General features: G+C 67.3%; 20 protein-coding genes, 1 tRNA gene and 1 other RNA gene. 1 reads left to right on the top strand and 21 read right to left on the bottom strand.

Going from position 1 to position 15,638, the window contains the following annotated elements:
• Positions 1 to 38 precede the first annotated feature (38 nt).
• The 11 genes from ACR9FL_RS04550 to ACR9FL_RS04500 form a co-directional block, all read right to left on the bottom strand.
• Positions 39 to 1,454, bottom strand: coding sequence for a UDP-N-acetylmuramoyl-tripeptide--D-alanyl-D-alanine ligase (locus ACR9FL_RS04550; RefSeq protein ID WP_436357389.1), 1,416 nt, complete (start codon positions 1,452 to 1,454; stop codon positions 39 to 41).
• Positions 1,447 to 2,907 (bottom strand): UDP-N-acetylmuramoyl-L-alanyl-D-glutamate--2,6-diaminopimelate ligase, encoded by a 1,461-nt coding sequence (locus tag ACR9FL_RS04545; RefSeq protein WP_296178407.1) that lies wholly within the window; start codon positions 2,905 to 2,907, stop codon positions 1,447 to 1,449. Before ACR9FL_RS04545 ends, ACR9FL_RS04550 begins: the two co-directional genes overlap by 8 nt.
• Positions 2,904 to 4,685 (bottom strand): peptidoglycan D,D-transpeptidase FtsI family protein, encoded by a 1,782-nt coding sequence (locus tag ACR9FL_RS04540; RefSeq protein WP_436358118.1) that lies wholly within the window; start codon positions 4,683 to 4,685, stop codon positions 2,904 to 2,906. The genes ACR9FL_RS04545 and ACR9FL_RS04540 overlap by 4 nt, the downstream gene beginning before the upstream one ends.
• Positions 4,686 to 4,705: 20 nt before the next feature.
• Positions 4,706 to 5,110, bottom strand: coding sequence for a cell division protein FtsL (gene ftsL, locus ACR9FL_RS04535; protein ID WP_296176068.1), 405 nt, complete (start codon positions 5,108 to 5,110; stop codon positions 4,706 to 4,708).
• The gene (gene rsmH / locus ACR9FL_RS04530) at positions 5,107 to 6,069 is read right to left on the bottom strand and encodes a 16S rRNA (cytosine(1402)-N(4))-methyltransferase RsmH (RefSeq protein WP_436357387.1); all 963 of its coding nucleotides are present in this window, start codon (positions 6,067 to 6,069) and stop codon (positions 5,107 to 5,109) included. Before rsmH ends, ftsL begins: the two co-directional genes overlap by 4 nt.
• Entirely contained in the window at positions 6,066 to 6,542 is a 477-nt protein-coding gene (locus tag ACR9FL_RS04525; protein ID WP_296176072.1) for a division/cell wall cluster transcriptional repressor MraZ, read from the bottom strand. The genes rsmH and ACR9FL_RS04525 overlap by 4 nt, the downstream gene beginning before the upstream one ends.
• A 415-nt stretch (positions 6,543 to 6,957) precedes the next feature.
• Positions 6,958 to 7,336, bottom strand: an RNA gene (gene rnpB / locus ACR9FL_RS04520) — RNase P RNA component class A.
• A 32-nt stretch (positions 7,337 to 7,368) separates the two neighbouring features.
• Positions 7,369 to 8,130, bottom strand: coding sequence for a peptidoglycan recognition protein family protein (locus ACR9FL_RS04515; RefSeq protein WP_436357385.1), 762 nt, complete (start codon positions 8,128 to 8,130; stop codon positions 7,369 to 7,371).
• Between the two features lie 9 nt (positions 8,131 to 8,139).
• Positions 8,140 to 8,463, bottom strand: coding sequence for a hypothetical protein (locus tag ACR9FL_RS04510; protein WP_296176076.1), 324 nt, complete (start codon positions 8,461 to 8,463; stop codon positions 8,140 to 8,142).
• A 112-nt stretch (positions 8,464 to 8,575) separates the two neighbouring features.
• Positions 8,576 to 10,363 carry a signal peptide peptidase SppA gene (sppA, locus tag ACR9FL_RS04505; protein ID WP_436357383.1) on the bottom strand — a complete coding sequence of 596 codons (1,788 nt, stop codon included), beginning with the start codon at positions 10,361 to 10,363 and terminating at the stop codon, positions 8,576 to 8,578.
• Positions 10,364 to 10,512: 149 nt separating this feature from the next.
• On the bottom strand, positions 10,513 to 11,265 hold the full coding sequence (locus tag ACR9FL_RS04500) for an SIMPL domain-containing protein (RefSeq protein WP_436357381.1): 753 nt from the start codon (positions 11,263 to 11,265) through the stop codon (positions 10,513 to 10,515).
• Positions 11,266 to 11,451: 186 nt separating this feature from the next.
• On the opposite strand from ACR9FL_RS04500, the gene ACR9FL_RS04495 reads away from it, so the two are divergent.
• Positions 11,452 to 11,527: transfer RNA gene (locus ACR9FL_RS04495), tRNA-Ile, on the top strand.
• 55 nt (positions 11,528 to 11,582) lie between these two features.
• Here ACR9FL_RS04495 and ACR9FL_RS04490 read toward each other — a convergent pair.
• From ACR9FL_RS04490 to ACR9FL_RS04445, 10 genes are read right to left on the bottom strand one after another with little or no spacing between them, the layout of a single operon-like run.
• On the bottom strand, positions 11,583 to 12,632 hold the full coding sequence (locus ACR9FL_RS04490; protein ID WP_436357379.1) for a tyrosine-type recombinase/integrase: 1,050 nt from the start codon (positions 12,630 to 12,632) through the stop codon (positions 11,583 to 11,585).
• Positions 12,629 to 12,829, bottom strand: a complete 201-nt coding sequence (locus tag ACR9FL_RS04485; protein WP_436357378.1) for a hypothetical protein — start codon at positions 12,827 to 12,829, stop codon at positions 12,629 to 12,631. Before ACR9FL_RS04485 ends, ACR9FL_RS04490 begins: the two co-directional genes overlap by 4 nt.
• Positions 12,826 to 13,062, bottom strand: coding sequence for a hypothetical protein (locus ACR9FL_RS04480; protein WP_436357376.1), 237 nt, complete (start codon positions 13,060 to 13,062; stop codon positions 12,826 to 12,828). The genes ACR9FL_RS04485 and ACR9FL_RS04480 overlap by 4 nt, the downstream gene beginning before the upstream one ends.
• A 41-nt stretch (positions 13,063 to 13,103) precedes the next feature.
• Positions 13,104 to 13,403 carry a hypothetical protein gene (locus tag ACR9FL_RS04475; RefSeq protein WP_436357375.1) on the bottom strand — a complete coding sequence of 100 codons (300 nt, stop codon included), beginning with the start codon at positions 13,401 to 13,403 and terminating at the stop codon, positions 13,104 to 13,106.
• Positions 13,396 to 13,698 carry a hypothetical protein gene (locus ACR9FL_RS04470; protein WP_436357374.1) on the bottom strand — a complete coding sequence of 101 codons (303 nt, stop codon included), beginning with the start codon at positions 13,696 to 13,698 and terminating at the stop codon, positions 13,396 to 13,398. The genes ACR9FL_RS04475 and ACR9FL_RS04470 overlap by 8 nt, the downstream gene beginning before the upstream one ends.
• Positions 13,695 to 13,874 carry a hypothetical protein gene (locus ACR9FL_RS04465; RefSeq protein WP_436357372.1) on the bottom strand — a complete coding sequence of 60 codons (180 nt, stop codon included), beginning with the start codon at positions 13,872 to 13,874 and terminating at the stop codon, positions 13,695 to 13,697. Before ACR9FL_RS04465 ends, ACR9FL_RS04470 begins: the two co-directional genes overlap by 4 nt.
• Before the next feature lie 7 nt (positions 13,875 to 13,881).
• Positions 13,882 to 14,598, bottom strand: coding sequence for a hypothetical protein (locus tag ACR9FL_RS04460; protein ID WP_436357371.1), 717 nt, complete (start codon positions 14,596 to 14,598; stop codon positions 13,882 to 13,884).
• An 8-nt stretch (positions 14,599 to 14,606) separates the two neighbouring features.
• Positions 14,607 to 14,870 carry a hypothetical protein gene (locus ACR9FL_RS04455; RefSeq protein ID WP_436357370.1) on the bottom strand — a complete coding sequence of 88 codons (264 nt, stop codon included), beginning with the start codon at positions 14,868 to 14,870 and terminating at the stop codon, positions 14,607 to 14,609.
• Positions 14,867 to 15,340, bottom strand: a complete 474-nt coding sequence (locus ACR9FL_RS04450; protein ID WP_436357368.1) for a hypothetical protein — start codon at positions 15,338 to 15,340, stop codon at positions 14,867 to 14,869. Before ACR9FL_RS04450 ends, ACR9FL_RS04455 begins: the two co-directional genes overlap by 4 nt.
• The gene (locus ACR9FL_RS04445; protein WP_436357366.1) at positions 15,337 to 15,522 is read right to left on the bottom strand and encodes a hypothetical protein; all 186 of its coding nucleotides are present in this window, start codon (positions 15,520 to 15,522) and stop codon (positions 15,337 to 15,339) included. The genes ACR9FL_RS04450 and ACR9FL_RS04445 overlap by 4 nt, the downstream gene beginning before the upstream one ends.
• Between the last annotated feature and the right edge of the window lie 116 nt (positions 15,523 to 15,638).

Below are 15,638 nucleotides of genomic sequence, written 5' to 3'. Positions count from 1 at the left end.
ACCGCGCGCGGCGCGGTCCTGCTTGAGGGGGTCTCTCCTCATTTCTCTATCGATCCGCGCGCGGCGTCATGCAATCCGGCCAGGGCCGCCGCGACCAGCGAGGCGCGCGACCCGTTCGATCCCTTGACCATGACCACGTCGCCCGGCTGGACCAGGGCGGCGGCCTCGGCGGCCAGTTCAGCGGCGGTTTCGCGCCATTGGCCCCGCAGCGACGGCGGAAGGATGTCGTAAAGCTGGCGCATCTGCGGTCCGGCGGCATGAACCACATCCAGACCCGCAGCTTCGATAGCCGGGGCCAGGCCCTCGTGCAGGGCGCGGCTGTGCTCGCCCAGCTCCAGCATGTCGGTCAGGACGACGACGCGGCGACCGCCCGGCCCCACGGGCTTGGCGCTCAGGCTGACGAAGCCCGCCTTCATCGACAGGGGATTGGCGTTGTAGCTCTCGTCGATCAGAGTGAATGCGCCGCCGGGGATGGCGACCGTCTTCATCTGCCCGCGTCCGGCCAGAGGCTGGAAGCCGGCGAGGGCCTGCAAGGCTGTTTCCAGCGAGACATCCAGCGCCCGCAGCATCAGGATGACGCACAGGCTGTTCAGGCCCCAGTGCACGCCCGACTGCGCCAGACGATACTCGATGCGCTGGCCGTCCAGCTCGGCGACGACGGTCGCGCCCTCGCTGTCGGGCGTGAAGCCCAGCAGACGGGCGTCGCAGCCCGCGTCATGACCGAAGGTGCGCAACGTCGCCCCGGCGTTCAGAGCGCCCTGACGTACGATGTCGGCATGGGCGTCGGCGGCGTTGACCGCGGCGATCCCACCGGGGACCAGGCCCTGGAAGATGGCGGCCTTTTCGCGCGCCACGCCCGCCTCGCCGTCGGCGAAGGCTTCGATATGGACCGGGCCGACCGTGGTGACGCAGGCGGCGTGGGGGCGGACGAAGCTCGACAGCGGGCCGATCTCGCCCGGATGGTTCATGCCGATCTCGAACACGGCGCGGTCGGCGCCATGCGGCATCCGCGCCAGCGTCAGCGGCACGCCGATGTGGTTGTTGTAGCTCTTGATCGAGGCGTGGGCGGAACCGGCAAGGTCCAGACCGGCCTTGATCGCCTGGGTCACGCTGGTCTTGCCGACGCTGCCCGTGACGGCGCCGCGCAGACGGGCGCGGTCGCGGGCGGCGACGCCCATGGCCTCCAGCCCCTTCAGGGTGTCGGGCACCAGAACATAGGGCCCGCCCTCGACGGGACGATCGACCAGAGCCACCGTGGCCCCGGCGGCGAAGGCGGCGGCGACGAACTCATGTCCGTCGCGCGCGCCGTGCAGGGCCAGGAACAGATCGCCGGGCTGGATTTCACGGCTGTTGTAGGTCAGGCCCGAGACATCAGCATCGGGTCCGTGGAGCTGGCCGCCGGTCGCCGAGGCGATGGCATCGGCGGTCCAGAGCGGCGTTTGGGTGTCAGGCATGATCGCGCAGGGCTTCGGTCGCTTCGGTGGCGTCGTCGAAGGGATGCACGACCCCGGCGACGATCTGTCCCTGTTCATGCCCTTTTCCGGCGATCACCACCACATCTCCTTCGCGCATCAGCGATACGGCGTGACGGATGGCTTCGCGGCGGTCGCCGATTTCCAGCGCATCGGGGCAGCCGGCGCGGACCTGGGCGCGGATGGCGGCGGGGTCTTCCGAGCGCGGATTGTCGTCGGTGACGATGGCCACGTCGGCCAGACGTCCGGCGATCTCGCCCATCATCGGCCGCTTGGCGCGGTCACGGTCGCCGCCGGCGCCGAAGACGACGATCAGCTTGCCGGTCGCGTGGGGTCGCAGGGCGTTGAGCACTGTCTCCAGACCGTCCGGCGTGTGGGCGTAGTCGACATAGACCTCGCCGCCGCGCGAACCTTCGCCCGGGATACGTTGCAGACGGCCTTGCGCGCCCTGGATGAACTCCATCGCCGGGATGACCCGGTCGGGGTCTTCACCGCCCGCAATACACAGACCCGCCGCGACCAGGGCGTTCGAAGCCTGAAAGGCGCCCGCCAGCGGCAGCAGGATGTCGTGGATGCGGCCGCGCGCGTCGATGGTCAGGCGCTGGCCTTCCGGCGTGGCCCGACGCGCCAGCAGCGACAGGTCGCGCCCGCGCTCTCCCACGCCCATGACGCCCAGACCCGCCATGATCGAGGCCGAGGCGAAGGCCGAATAGGCGTCGGAGTCGGCGTTCAGAACGGCGGTGCGGCCACGCGGCAACAGGGCCTCGAACAGACGCAGCTTGGCGGCGCGATAGGCTTCCATCGTGCCGTGATAGTCGAGGTGGTCCTGGGTCAGGTTGGTGAAGCCGGCGGCGCGGATGGCCACCCCGTCCAGACGGCGCTGCTCGATGCCGTGCGACGAGGCCTCGAGCGCCAGGTGGGTCACCTCCTTGGCGGCCAGTTCGGCCAGCAGGCGGGCGGCGTCGGCGGCGTCGGGGCTGGTCAGGCCGGGGCCGGTCAGGGCGTAGGTCTTGTCGCCCTTTTGGCCGACCACGCCCAGGGTGCCCATGCTGGCCGACTTGAGGCCCAGACCGGCCCAGATCTGGCGGCAGAAGTTGGCCACCGAGGTCTTGCCGTTGGTGCCGGTGATGGCGACGCAGGTCTTGGGCTGGGCGCCGTAGAAGCTGCGCGCGGCAAGCGCATAGGCGCGGTGTACGTCGCCCGAGGCGACCAGCAGGGGCGCGGCGCCCGCCGGGGTGTCGGCGGGGGCCAGGATGGCGGCGGCGCCTTTCGCCAGGGCCTGCGGAATGAAGGCGCGGCCGTCGGCGGACGCGCCCGGCAGGGCCACGAACAGGGCGCCGGGGACGACCTTGCGGCTGTCGGCGGTGACAGCGGTGATCTCGGGGTCCGAGCTCACGTCGCGGCGCAGGATTTCCGAAAGACGAAGGGCGCTCATCGGCCGTCGCCCTCGACGTCCTGGAACTCGGGGATCTTCTCACCCAGAGCGGTGGACCAGCGATCGGCCTTGCGCTGGACATCCAGGAAGGGGGCGATGCGGTCGGCGATGCCGCCCACGGCGGGCGCGGCGACATAGCCGCCGGTGCGCGGGAAGGTTCCCGGCTCGTCCATCAGGACGAAGACGGTATAACGCTTGGCCGTCACCGGTCCATCGGCTGGGAAGACCCCGGCGAAGGAACCAACGGCGACGGCGGGATTATAGCGGCCGTTGACCAGCTTGTTGGCCGAGCCCGTCTTGCCGCCGACCCTCAGGCCCGGCGCATCGGCGAAACGGCCCGAACCGCGCGTCACGTTGCGGCGCATCAGGTCCAGCATGGTGGCCGAGGTCTCGGACGAGACGACCTGACGGGTCTGCGCATGGGGGTTGCCGCCCTTGCGCAGGGTGGGCGGGACATAGCGGCCGCCATTCACCAGAGCGCCATAAGCGGCGACATACTGGATCGGCGTGATCATGATGCCGTAGCCGAAGGACAGCGAAGCGAGGGTGGTGTCGTCCCACTTGCGCACCTTGGGCGGGCTGGCCGATTCCTTCAGCTCGATCGGGGCGGCGTCCAGCAGGCCCAGGCGGCGGAAGTAGTCGCGCATCACGTCGCCGCCCATCTCGACCGCCAGACGCGAGGTGCCGATGTTGGACGAGTGCAGATAGACCTCCTCCAGCGTCAGGACCTTGTTGGTGGCGTGGAAGTCGGTGATGCGGCGGCGGCCGATCTGCAGGGCCTGGGAGGCGTCGAACAGGGTGTTCATGTCGGCCCGGCCGGTGTCGATGCCGGCGGCGACGGTGAAGCTCTTGAACACCGAGCCCATTTCATAGTGAGCCGAGGTGACGCGGTTCAACAGGGCCTCGCTCGGCGCGCTGTTGCGGCGGTTGGCGTCATAGGTCGGCCACGAGGCCATCGCCAGAATCTCGCCCGTCTGGGCGTCGGCCACCACGGCGACCGCCCCCTTGGCCTTCGCCTGCTCGGCGGCGGCGGCCAGTTCGTTCTCGACCACGCCCTGCACCCGCAGATCGATGGACAGCTGGAAGTCCTCGCCGGCAGCGCCCGCCGCGCGGATTTCCTGATTGAAGGCCAGTTCGGTGCCGGACACGCCCTCGCCGCCCGTGTCGGCCCGGCCGATCAGGTGCGCGGCCGAGGTGCCCAGCGGATAGACGCGGCGATCCTCGGGCTCGAACGAGACGCCGCCCAGAGCCAGGGCATGGACCGCGCTGCGCTCGGACGGGGTCAGGCCGTTCAGGACCAGAAGGCGACGCTCGCCGCTCAGCACGCGATCCAGACGCTTGGCCGAGACGCGCGGCAGGGCGCGGCGCAACTGGACCTTGGCGCTGGCCGGGTCCCAGATCTCCCGCGGGTCGATATAGAGGCCGTAGTGGGTGATGTTGGTGGCCAGAAGCTGGCCGTTGCGGTCGACCAGATCGGCGCGCGTCAGGGCGTTCGGATTGAAGCCCGCGCCCGCCGCGCCGCGCGGCGCGAACAGGGCGGCGTGGGCCGCGCCCAGGGCCAGACAGGCGAAGACGGCGGAAAAGACCGCCAGGATCAGGAAGATGCGGACGCGGGTGTCTTCTTCGGGACGGCCGTCGGCGCGGGCGCGCTCGAACGAATGCTCCATCCACCAGACGCAGTTGGCGACCCAGCGGCCCCAGGCGGCGAACAGACCGCCGACCGAGGGACCCTGCGGACGCGGCTGCGTGCGGCCCGGCGCCGGGCGACGATAGTCCATGCCGTGGTGATCATGCACGCTCAATGCAGAGTCTCCCCGGCGACGGGTTCAGCAACGGACGCGACGGCCACAGGCGGGGGCGCGACGACAGCCGGCGGCGGGGCGATGGCGGGCAGACCGGCTTCGACCGCCTGCTTCTTCACATCGACCGGACCCAGGCCGATCTCGCGCGACAGGGCCTCCAACCGCGCGGGCTGCTCCAGCCGGGTCGCCTCGGCGCGCAGCAGGCGGACGCGCTGCCGGTTCTCGCGGATCTCGCTCTCGATGCGGCTGATCTCGGCGCTTTCGCGGGCGGCGGCGGCCTTGGCGATATAGACCGAGAAGACCAGGGCGGCGACGCAGACCACGCCGATGATCTCGACGCAGCGCACGCCACGGACCTTCCAGTCGAACAGGCGCTTCACCGGAACGGGAACGGCGATCATGCGCGCTTCCCTCCGATAGCACCCCAGGCCGGAGCCTCGGTGCGGATCGCGGCGCGCAGGCGGGCCGACCGGGCGCGCGGGTTGGCGGCCAGCTCGGCCTCACCGGCCTCCTTGGCGCCTTTGAACATCAGGTCGAAGCTAGGCTTGCGCAGTTCCACCGCGACCGGAGCGTGACGCGAGCCGCCCGGCGAGTTGCCGGTGCGCTCGGTCAGAAAGGCCTTGACGATGCGGTCTTCCAGCGAATGGAAGGTGACGACGACCAGACGGCCGCCCGGCGCCAGGGTCGCCTCGGCCGCTTCCAGACCGCGCTCCAGCTGGCCCAGCTCGTCGTTGACGGCGATGCGCAGGGCCTGAAAGACGCGGGTCGCGGGATGGATGGCCGCGCCGCGACGACCGCCCAAGGCCTTTTCGACCACCTCAGCCAGATCCAGGGTGCGGCTGAACGGCTGCTCGACGCGGCGACGCAGGATGGCGGTGGCGACGCGGCCCGACTGACGTTCGTCGCCGTACTGCTTGAAGATGTGGGCCAGCGGCCCGTGATCCCAGGCGTTGACGATGTCGGCGGCGGTCGGCCCCGTATCGCCCATGCGCATGTCCAGCGGCCCATCGCGCATGAAGGAGAAGCCCCGCTCGGCCTGATCCAGCTGCATCGACGAGACGCCGATGTCGAAGACGGCGCCGTTCAGCTGGGCCTTGCCGCTCTCGGCGAAGGCTTCGGACAGGCCCGAGAAGGGGGTGCGGATCAGCTGGAACTGACCCGGGTAGGCGGCGGCAACCGCATCGGCGTGCGGCTGAACGGTCGGGTCCCGATCCAGACCGATGACCTGAGCGCCGCGCTCCAGAATGGCGCGGGTGTAGCCGCCGGCGCCGAAGGTGGCGTCGATGATGACGTCGCCAGGTTGCGGGCTCAGGACCTCAAGGACTTCGGCCAGCAGGACGGGGGCGTGCGGAGACGTCATGCCGCGCCCCCAGTCTTCGCGACCGCAGCCTGGCGACGCATCTCGCCGAACTGCTTCAGGCCCTCGCGCGCCATGCGGCGCTGCTCGGCGCGGTGCGCGGCCCACTTGTCCTTGTTCCAGATCTGGAAGCGCTCACCGACACCATAGATGACGACCGTGTCGGACAGGTCGACCTCGGCGCACAGGTGTTCCGGCAGGGTGATACGGCCGGCCGAGTCATAGGACAGGGGCTTCTGCTCGCCGAAGATCGAGGCTTCCAGCGCCGAGCGATAGGGATCGCCGAAGGGCAGGCTTTCGATGACGGCGCGGTATTCGGCGAACAGCTTGTCGCCACCCGCTTCCAGGCAGTCAGCTTCAATGGAAGGGAAGCAGAAGACGCCATGCTCAGCGCCGTTTTCAGCCGTGCGGAATTCCTGAGGGATCAGGAGACGGCGCTTGCCGTCCAGCTGCTTCTCGTAGGTCGAGAGAAACACGCCCTGCCCAATCGAGCCCCTCGGCCCGCCCCTGAAAGTCCGTTGATGACACCACGCGTCGGGCGACAGCCCCTACTCATGAGGTTGTGGGATAGCATGGGATCAGATGGGCCTCAATGGGATTAGTTGACACCCTTTAACCAAATTTGCAGTTCGCCGAACGTGAAATGAAGTGTAAAATGAGAACATACAAGCAACATCAAGAGTATTCACAGCCTGTGGACGGCGATTTTCGCCATGTTTTCAACGCAGGCGTTAATGGCGCCGCCATCGCGCAGCCGGACAGCCCGATCCTCGGGTCAAGCCCGAGGATGACGGCGGATAATGGAGCGAAAACGGCCTCAAGCAGCGCAAAGCGCGATAGACCGAACAACATGGGCCTCAAGTAGGCCGAAGGCCGATAGGCCCAAACAAAAATGCCAGACGGCCTGTAAGCCGGGTTCTGTTCCGCCCCGAAAGGCGGCGACGATCATTCCTCTGGACCGCCCATTGCTGAGCGGTTCTCGCGACCTACCCGGACGCCTCGGGCGGTGAACCCTGCGAGCGAGCCCGCGCGACGTCCCTATTCGGTCTTGCTCCAGGCGGGGCTTGCCATGCCGCCGACGTTGCCGCCGACGCGGTGGGCTCTTACCCCACCCTTTCACCCTTCCCCGGGCCGGAGCCCAGGCGGTTTGCTTTCTGTGGCGCTATCCCTCGGGTCACCCCGGGCGGGAGTTACCCGCCGCCTCTTCACCGTGGAGCCCGGACTTTCCTCGACAAGAGCAAGCTCTCGCCGCGACCGCCCGGCCGTCTGGCGGGGGCTAAGTGCGCGCGAACGGGGCGCGCGTCAATCCAGAACGCCGGTGACGCTCTCGACCGAGGCCAGTTGCAGCAGGCCGACCAGGCGGGCGCGGGTCTCGCCGTCGGCGATCCCGTCGATGCGGTCGGGCCGCCAGTGGCGCTGGAAGGCCTCGACGGTCAGGCGGGTCTCGTCGTCGTAGTCGCCGCCCGGCTTCACCCCATAACCCAGGCGGTGCAGGCCCGAACGCAGGACGATGACGCCCAGCCCCTCGTCGCCTGGCGACAGGTCGGCGCCGAGGGCGGCGACGCGCTCGGGCGCGGGGTCGAACCACAGGCCATGCCCGGCCTCGGCCAGACGCTTCCACGGGAAGAGTTCGCCGGGGTCCTGCTTGCGGTCGGGCGCGACATCGGAATGGCCGATGATGCGGGCGTCGGGGATGGTCCAGCGCGAGCGGATGTCCGCGATCAGGGCGATCACCGCCTGAACTTGCGCCTCGGGATAGGGACGATAGCCGAACTCATGCCCCGGATTGACGATCTCGATGCCGATAGAGGCGGCGTTGACGTCGGTTTCGCCCTGCCAGACGCCGCGGCCGGCGTGCCAGGCGCGACGCTCTTCCGGCGCCAGACGCAGGATCACGCCGTTCTCATTCACCACATAGTGGGCCGAGACCTCGGCGGCCGGATCGCGCAGACGGGCGACGGCTTCGTCCGCCGTCTTCATCCCGGTGTAGTGCAGCACCAGCATGTCTGGCGGGCCGCGCCGGGCGTTGAAGTTGGGGGATGGGGCGTCGATGAAGCTCAGCATGGCGCCCGATCAGCGCCCTTCGCGTTCCCAGCCGTAGGCGACCCAGGTGTCGCCGACCTTCTGGGCGTCGATCACGCCCTCGTCGCGACGGGCCGTGGCGGCGCGAGCACGACGGGCGCGGAAGGCGAAGCCGGCGAAGAAGACCACCACCCCGGCGATCAGGGCGATCACCGCCACGGCGGCGGCGGTCAGCACGGCCAGGACCGCGCCCACGGTCACGGCCAAGGCCGTGGCGATCAGACCGCCGAGCCAGACGAAGGGCGCCATCAGGCCGCCGCCGGTGCGGCGCCGGGCGTTGAAGCCGATCTGGGCGAAGGGGTCGGACTGGATCATGGAACTGCCTCTCATGGCGCACCGCGCAGGGAACGCCTGAAACCCAATGTCGGTCCATCGACCTGAACGGTCAATGGACTGCGACATCACGCATCAGTCAGGATTATCGCCTTTAAAAAGCCGGCTGGTCCGCCAGCACCACGGCGCCCCGGCTGCGCAGACGCTCGGCCTCGACCTGATTCAGCATGGCCTGGGCCGCCGGATCGCCCATGACGCGGCCGACCGAGACCATGGCCTCCGCCGCCTGGCCCGAGGCGCCGAAGGCCGAGGCCAGGGCCTCCCACGGCGACTGCGGCGTGGGGAAGCGCTTGAACCGCACAGACTCGCTGGTCGGGATATTGGCCAGCTTGCGGGCCTTGATGACAGCCTCGTTCAGGCCGCCAAGTTCGTCGACCAGACCCAGGGTCTTGGCCTGGGCCCCGGTCCAGACCCGGCCCTTGGCGATCTCGCGCACCCGCTCGACCGGCAGCTTGCGCCCCGCCGAAACGCGGGCGACGAACTCCTCATAAACCCGGTCCATCGAGGCGGCGAAGGCGGCGCGCTGGCCCTGATCGAAGCCCTGCACCGGCGAGAAGGCGTCGGCGTAGTCGCCGCCGACCGACAGGCCGCGCATGTCCAGGCCGAAACGACCCAGGGCGTCGGCCAGCACGAACTTGCCGCCGAAGACGCCGATAGAGCCGGTCAGGGTCGAGGGCTGGGCCACGATCCAGTCAGCTTCCGAACTGATCCAGTAGCCGCCCGAAGCCGCATAGGCGCCCATGGAGACCACCACCGGCTTGCCCGCCGCCTTGGCCGCGCGCACGGCGGCCAGGATCTGCTCGGACGCCTCAGGCGAGCCGCCCGGCGAGGAGACGCGGAAGACGATGGCCTTCACGGCCTTGTCCTCGATGGCGTCATAGATGGCCTTGGCCGTGTCGTCCGAACGGATGTCCGAACCCGAGCCGAAGGGCGAGGCGCTCTGGCCGCGCCCCGTGGTGATCGCGCCCTCGCCGCCGACAATGGCGATGGCCGACTTGCCCGAGCCGTTGCGCGCGCCCTGCAGGGAGGCATAGTCGCCGAACTTGATGATCTTGGCGTCCTTGCCCGCCTTGGTCTTGGCGGCGGCTTCGGCCTCCTCGACCTGGCCGATCTTGTCGATCAGCTTCAGCGACAGGGCCTGTTCGGCTGAATAGGGACCGGCCTCGATGGTCGCCTTCAGCGCCTCAGGCGTGGTCTTGCGGTCGCGCGCGACATTGGCCAGGGCGCCGTCATAGATGGAAGTCATCCAGGCCGTCATCGCCTCGCGGTGCGGACCGGTGTAGTCGCTCTGGGTGTATTCGTTGACGGCGTTCTTGTACTCGTAGCGCTGCTCGAACTCGGGCTTCACCCCGTATTTCTGGAAGGCGCGACCCAGGAACAGGCTGTCGCTGGACAGACCCACGGCTTGGAAGTTGGCGGTGTTCTGCATCCACAGCTGGTCGGCGCTGGACGCAACCATATAGCTGGAAACCACGGCCCCGATCGGCATGAAGCCCTGACTATGAGCGATGACGGTCTTGCCCGAGGCGCGGAAGCGGTGGATCGCCTGACGCACCTCGTCGGCGGCGGCGGGGTTCATGCCGCCCTCGGGCGCACGAACCAGCAGAACCTTGACGCTGTCGTCCTTCTCGGCCTGGGCCAGGGTGTCGACGATGTGGATCACCGACAGGCCCGACCCGCTGAAGGCGGCGAAGGGATTGGTCGGCTGCTGATCGGTCAGCCCCTCGCGCAGGTCCAGCTCCAGCACCGAGTTGGCGGGCGTGGCCGGCTTGGACGCGCCGGCTGCGGCGGCGAAGAACAGAAGCGCCGCGATCGGCAGGACGATGAAGAAGGCCACGAGCCCGGCGAAGACGCCGAGCATGGTCAGGAAGAACTGTTTCATGAAAAAGGCGGCCGTCCCGTCAGTGGCCAAGCGCGGCCTGCCGCGAGCATAGGGCGCGCACGGACAGCGTCAAATGAAGGCGCGTTAATGAAATGCGAAAAGGGCCCGCCGTCGCCGGCAGGCCCTCCCCTCATGATCTTGCCAGCCGATCAGCGACCGATGTCGTAGGTCCCGCTGATGTCGATGCGGACCGTCAGTTCGCCCGCCGAGACCGGGGTCGAGGCGCCGCCGGCGTCCATGGCCATGGCGCGGGCGTACATCGGACGCGGCGGCTCGGGCGTGAAGCCGCCGCCCTCGGTCAGGGAACGAACCCCGCCCAACTGAACACCCAAGGCCTGGGCATAGAGGCGCGCCTTGTCCTGCAGGGCCCGCACGGCCAGTTGGCGGGCCTGATCCTCGGCCGCCTTGGCGTCCTTCAGGCCGAAGGCGATGCCGTCGATCTGATTGACCCCGGCCGTCACCACCGCATCGGCGGTCGCGCCGACCTTCGACAGATCATTGATGACCACGGTGACGCGGTTCTGGGCCTGATAGCCGCGCAGCTTGGGCGGCTCGTTCTGCTGATAGTCGTATTGCGCCGACAGGTTCAAACCCGAGGTCTGGATATCGCGCTCGGCGATGCCGGCTCGGCGCAGGGCGGCGACGACGCGGGTCATCTGCTGGGCGTTCTGGGTCATGGCCTCCTGGGCGGTGGCGGCCTCGGTGACGACGCCGAAGTTGATCGTCGCCTGATCGGGGGCGACCTTGACCTCGCCATAGGCGGACAGGTTGAGGGCGGGTTGTTGCGCCATGGCGTGCACCTGCATCGGAGAAGCGCCCGTAGCCTGGGCGGAGGCGATGGCGGGAACCGCCAGGGTCATCAGGGCCGAGCCCAGCATCAGGGCGCGTGCGGTGCGGGTCATCTTGGTCTCCGTCGAAATCCATCGGCCAGGCGTGTTCGCCAGCCACGGCCTACCTTGACCGTTTCAAGCTGAACGAACGCAAAAGCCCCCTGTGCAGGTTCCGTTCATCGGCATGAAAAGCACGACAGGTCAGCGGCGTCTTTGCAGCGAGCCCATCCCCTGCTAGGCACGTCCTCCCTGCTTCGGGGGCCCGTAGCTCAATGGTTAGAGCCGACCGCTCATAACGGTCTGGTTGGGGGTTCGAGTCCCTCCGGGCCTACCACCTCCCCTATTTTGTCGTTATGGATCAACGCAGTAATGCTGGATTGTCTAACCGGTTAGACAGCACCCGTTCCCGTTTCGGACTTTTCGAGCCGATCCATGGCCGCGTCGGACAGCTTCTCCTGGTCCGCCGACCGCGTGTAACGCTCGACCTCTGACAGGGTGGTGTGACCGAGAACGGCGGCGATTTCCTTGGCCGTGCAGCCCGCCTCTGCGAGCCTTCGCCCGGCCGCCTTGCGCAGGCCGTGCGGCGTTCGCCCAACCAGTCCCGCCAGCTCTGCCCGCTCTCTGAACCACTGCGTGAAACCGGCGGCGCTGAACGGCGCCCCGTATTGGGTCGTCAGGAAGGTCATGCTGACGGGGTGGGCATCGATCTCTTTGCGCAGGGACGGGTGCAGCCTGACCTTCAGCCGGGCGTCGGTCTTCAGTTGGCGCACGCTGATTCGTCCCTGAGCGACGTGCTGGCCGCCCATCGTGACCACGTCCGACCGCCTCTGGCCGGTGTAGAGCAGCAGCGCCAGCGCAAGCCGCTCGCGCGAGCCTGACGGCCAGTGCTTCTCGAAAGCGGTGATGTCGTCTTCGCTCCAGGCCGTGAAGCCCTCGGACTTGACCTTGACGCCCTCGGTCTCCGTGACGGGGTTGTCCTGCCGCCAGCCGAGGCGGACGGCGAGACCGAACACCTTGCGCAGTCGCTTGCGCAGGTTCCGCACGGCTCCGGGCCGCTCGGCCATGCCGTGGAAGATGGCCTCCAGGTGGTGCGTCTCGATGCTCGCCGCGCCCCGGTCGCCATACTTGGCCCGGAAGCGGTCGAGGATGTTTCGATAGCCCCGCTTCGTGCTGTCGCGCAGTGCGATGAACGAGGCCGATTTATAATACTCGACTATGAGGGCAGAGATCGACCGGGGCTGCGCGCGCGACTTGCTGGGGGCCTCGCGCGGCGCCCTGCCCTCGGCGTCCGCATAAGCCGCCATGAACTCAGCAGACCCCGGATCCCCCGGCAGCGTGACGCTGGAGAAGCCCTTCCTCCGGTAGTAATGGCGCAGCCGTCCGTGCCGGTCCTTATAGACCTTGACGTAGCGCAGATCGACCTTCGCCATCTGGTTCATGAGGCGAGAACATCATCCCATTCGTTCGCGCCGCTCCTGACAGGCAGGTCGAGCGCAACCGGCTCTCCAAGCAAGAGGCGGAAGCCGCCCTCCTTGGGGAAGTCCACGGCAGCGACCGACTTACCCACAGCCTCGGCGGCTTTGATGGCGCGACGGACGTCGGCGACGGTGAAGCGGTTGTCGTTCGCGGCGCTCATCGTCCCTCTCCATCAGCCAGGATGGCGTCGATCATGGCGGTGAAAAGCCCCGACCCTTTTGTGCAGTAAATCTCAGAGCCGCGCTGCCGTGTTTCATCGTCCAAGTCCCTAACAGCCATCAGGACGGCGCGGGCGACATGAGCAGCCTGGTCGACGGTAAGATCAGCGCCATAGATAGCCGCATCATCCCTAGCTGCCCTAGCCGCCCGCTCAAGCATGGTTGCATCAGTCATGTCGTCCCTCTCCATCAGGGGGCGTGGTGGGGGTCATGCGATCAGACTGCACAGTAATACCCATCCCCCAATCGGTTCAGAGCAGTGTGAATGTCGGCGCAGTCGTGCATCCCAAACTCGCCTTCGTAGAAGGAGGTCTCGTCGCTGACATTATCCCAAAGGTGACGCAGGCGCTCGACGCCCATGTCCGTCAGCTCTTTGATGCGGGCTTCGTGAGACTTCTCCCACTTGATGTCTTCCAGCGTCTTTTGCTTCGTGACAATGGCGAAGAAGTCTTCCAGCGTGACGGTGACTATCTCGTCCTCGCGCACGACCTGCGGAAACTGAACCACGTCACCCATTGCCCTCTCCCTGTGCCTTGGCTTTGAGAATGGCGATCATCGGATGATTGAGCGGAGCCCAATGCGTGGGGCCGTGACCGTGCTTTTCAGACCATGTGAACGCGCCGTCCTTGCCCCACCAGATGCCGCGCTCGGCTTGCACCAGATCGTTCGATCCAAACTGGTTCCAACTCATCTCGTAAAGCGGTTCATCTTCTGCAGTGACGATGATGGCCGTTCCGTCCCGGGGGGCGCTGTCGATGGTGCGAAACCCGACAGAGGCGCACCGCTCTTCATATGACAGGTCAGCGGTCATGCTTCTGCTCCTTTTGGATTCACTCCGCCTTCGGCTTCGTCCCGTTTGCGCGTGATTACGCTGTCGAGATTTTCGAGGCCGACGATGCGGATCGCCAGCGCCAAGGCCTGAAGTTCAGCGATGACAGCCAGGTCAGACTGGCGGGGTATGGAGCCGCTTGCGGCGGAATGAACCATGGTCCTCTCACCCACGTTCGGCCTCCTTGCTGGCGATGTAGGTAGCGGCTCGACTGCGGGGCCAGTCCGCTCCGGTGTATGGCGTCTCGGCAATGTCGCGGATCACCTGGTCCGCCTCAGCCAGCTTGCGCTCTGCTTCGGTGATGCGACGTGCAGCTTCGTCGGCTAGGCTTTCTGCAACATGGTCGCCAACGCAGACACCATTCTCTGCGGTCGCGCCGGGGAAGTTGATCTGGTCGTCCTTGAACCAAGGATAACCAAGGGCCTTGCCGAGCGTTTGACTGATTTCGTCATTGCTTTTGGAACACGCAGCCCGCAGCGCCGCGTTCTCTGCGAGGAGGGCTTCTAGGGCAGAGGCTGCTGCAAAGGCATCTTCATCATCGAGCCGGTCCCACAGCCTTTTCGCCAGCTCCGCATGATCGCCGGAGCCGGTGTGGGGAGGCTGTTCCCACGCGGCCTCCCCTAGCGCGCTAAGAAACCCCATTTGAGACGGAGCGGTCACGTCGTCGGGGCCGGGAATCTGATCGCCAGAGCCGGACGCGAGGGCGGTGAACTGGTCGATGGCTTCCTTGACCCAAGACTTCGCCGTGTAGATGTCTTCCGGCACGTCGTCGGACACCGACCAGACGACCGCCGATCCGTCGTTGACCATCGGCTTGGCGATGTTGTCGAGAACGCTGTGTGCCGTCTCCAAGGCGTGCCGCACCTTCTCGCGCGGGGTCATGGGAGGGGTCATTGGGATTCTCTCACAGCGGCCATGAACTGCGCGAACGGGGCCTTGTCCGCCGCTTCCTCTAGGGCATAGCGCTCGGCGCCGGCGATCATTGTGTCGATGGTCTCGGCGTTCCCGTTCGCTGCGATGGCGACGGTAAAGCCCAGCCCACGCGCCAGACCTTCGATCATGTCGCCCATGCGCTCGTGACGGTCGGGGGCTTTGCTGGCGGCGGTGGCTTCCTTGGCGAGCATGGCGGACAGCCTGTCGTGAAAGTCGCTCATCCGCCCTCTCCCTGTGCCTTGGCTTTGAGAATGGCGATGCAGAGGGCTACGGCGGGGGTCGCGGACTTAATCGAGATGGTGCCGGGCCCCGCGCCAAAGACAACGCCGGTCCTGATCTTAAAGAGGCTCGCGTGCCACCACTCGGCACACGTATCTAGATGGCGCGGCTTCCGCTGGGCGACGCTTACCTCGTAACCCGGCAACACTCGCTCAGCCAGCGCAAGGGCGGCGTCGAGTGAGGCGGTGACGCGCAGAGCGGACGACGCAGCGTGGCCGTCGAACTCATACATCCACATCCCGCCCTGTTCGTCGGGAAGCCCCGCGATGCACGTGCGGAACTTGCGCTTGCACAGGGCGTCGCTGATGGCCTCGTCTAGAACGCTGCCGATCTCCCCCGCTTCCAGTCGAGCGATGAGGGCGGACATATCCGCGACAGGTATGGAGGCCTCTTGGCCGGAATGAACCATCACTCTCCAGCCTCCTTTGCTTGGTCGATGGCATCAGCAGCTGCGCGCAGACAGGCGGCGGCACCACCAGACCTTATATGCTCAAACATGGCGAGCGGCGGGTTGTTGTTGATCCGAACCGCGTAGTCATGCGGAAGGTGATCGGGCCGCTCGTCTGTCGTAATGTTCTGTATCCATAGCGCCATCACTCAGCCTCCTTTGCTTGGTTAGGGGCTGATGGGAGGGGGCCGGCAGAGCCCGCCGATGGTCGAAAGATACGTGAGGCGTCGGACGGCTGTTCCGCCTGACCTGTCAGAAATGA

The organism is Brevundimonas sp. CEF1, from assembly GCF_051353055.1.
GTDB lineage: Bacteria > Pseudomonadota > Alphaproteobacteria > Caulobacterales > Caulobacteraceae > Brevundimonas.
The sequence above is the reverse complement of the archived record's forward strand: the minus strand, read 5'-3'. Positions and strand labels throughout refer to the sequence as shown.

Coding starts and splice junctions, on each gene's coding strand:
- ACR9FL_RS04550 (WP_436357389.1), bottom strand. CDS start 1,454: ATGCCTGACACCCAAACGCCGCTCTGGACCGCCGATGCCATCGCCTCG.
- ACR9FL_RS04545 (WP_296178407.1), bottom strand. CDS start 2,907: ATGAGCGCCCTTCGTCTTTCGGAAATCCTGCGCCGCGACGTGAGCTCG.
- ACR9FL_RS04540 (WP_436358118.1), bottom strand. CDS start 4,685: ATGGACTATCGTCGCCCGGCGCCGGGCCGCACGCAGCCGCGTCCGCAG.
- ftsL (WP_296176068.1), bottom strand. CDS start 5,110: ATGATCGCCGTTCCCGTTCCGGTGAAGCGCCTGTTCGACTGGAAGGTC.
- rsmH (WP_436357387.1), bottom strand. CDS start 6,069: ATGACGTCTCCGCACGCCCCCGTCCTGCTGGCCGAAGTCCTTGAGGTC.
- ACR9FL_RS04515 (WP_436357385.1), bottom strand. CDS start 8,130: ATGCTGAGCTTCATCGACGCCCCATCCCCCAACTTCAACGCCCGGCGC.
- ACR9FL_RS04510 (WP_296176076.1), bottom strand. CDS start 8,463: ATGATCCAGTCCGACCCCTTCGCCCAGATCGGCTTCAACGCCCGGCGC.
- sppA (WP_436357383.1), bottom strand. CDS start 10,363: ATGAAACAGTTCTTCCTGACCATGCTCGGCGTCTTCGCCGGGCTCGTG.
- ACR9FL_RS04500 (WP_436357381.1), bottom strand. CDS start 11,265: ATGACCCGCACCGCACGCGCCCTGATGCTGGGCTCGGCCCTGATGACC.
- ACR9FL_RS04490 (WP_436357379.1), bottom strand. CDS start 12,632: ATGAACCAGATGGCGAAGGTCGATCTGCGCTACGTCAAGGTCTATAAG.
- ACR9FL_RS04485 (WP_436357378.1), bottom strand. CDS start 12,829: ATGAGCGCCGCGAACGACAACCGCTTCACCGTCGCCGACGTCCGTCGC.
- ACR9FL_RS04480 (WP_436357376.1), bottom strand. CDS start 13,062: ATGACTGATGCAACCATGCTTGAGCGGGCGGCTAGGGCAGCTAGGGAT.
- ACR9FL_RS04475 (WP_436357375.1), bottom strand. CDS start 13,403: ATGGGTGACGTGGTTCAGTTTCCGCAGGTCGTGCGCGAGGACGAGATA.
- ACR9FL_RS04470 (WP_436357374.1), bottom strand. CDS start 13,698: ATGACCGCTGACCTGTCATATGAAGAGCGGTGCGCCTCTGTCGGGTTT.
- ACR9FL_RS04465 (WP_436357372.1), bottom strand. CDS start 13,874: ATGGTTCATTCCGCCGCAAGCGGCTCCATACCCCGCCAGTCTGACCTG.
- ACR9FL_RS04460 (WP_436357371.1), bottom strand. CDS start 14,598: ATGACCCCGCGCGAGAAGGTGCGGCACGCCTTGGAGACGGCACACAGC.
- ACR9FL_RS04455 (WP_436357370.1), bottom strand. CDS start 14,870: ATGAGCGACTTTCACGACAGGCTGTCCGCCATGCTCGCCAAGGAAGCC.
- ACR9FL_RS04445 (WP_436357366.1), bottom strand. CDS start 15,522: ATGGCGCTATGGATACAGAACATTACGACAGACGAGCGGCCCGATCAC.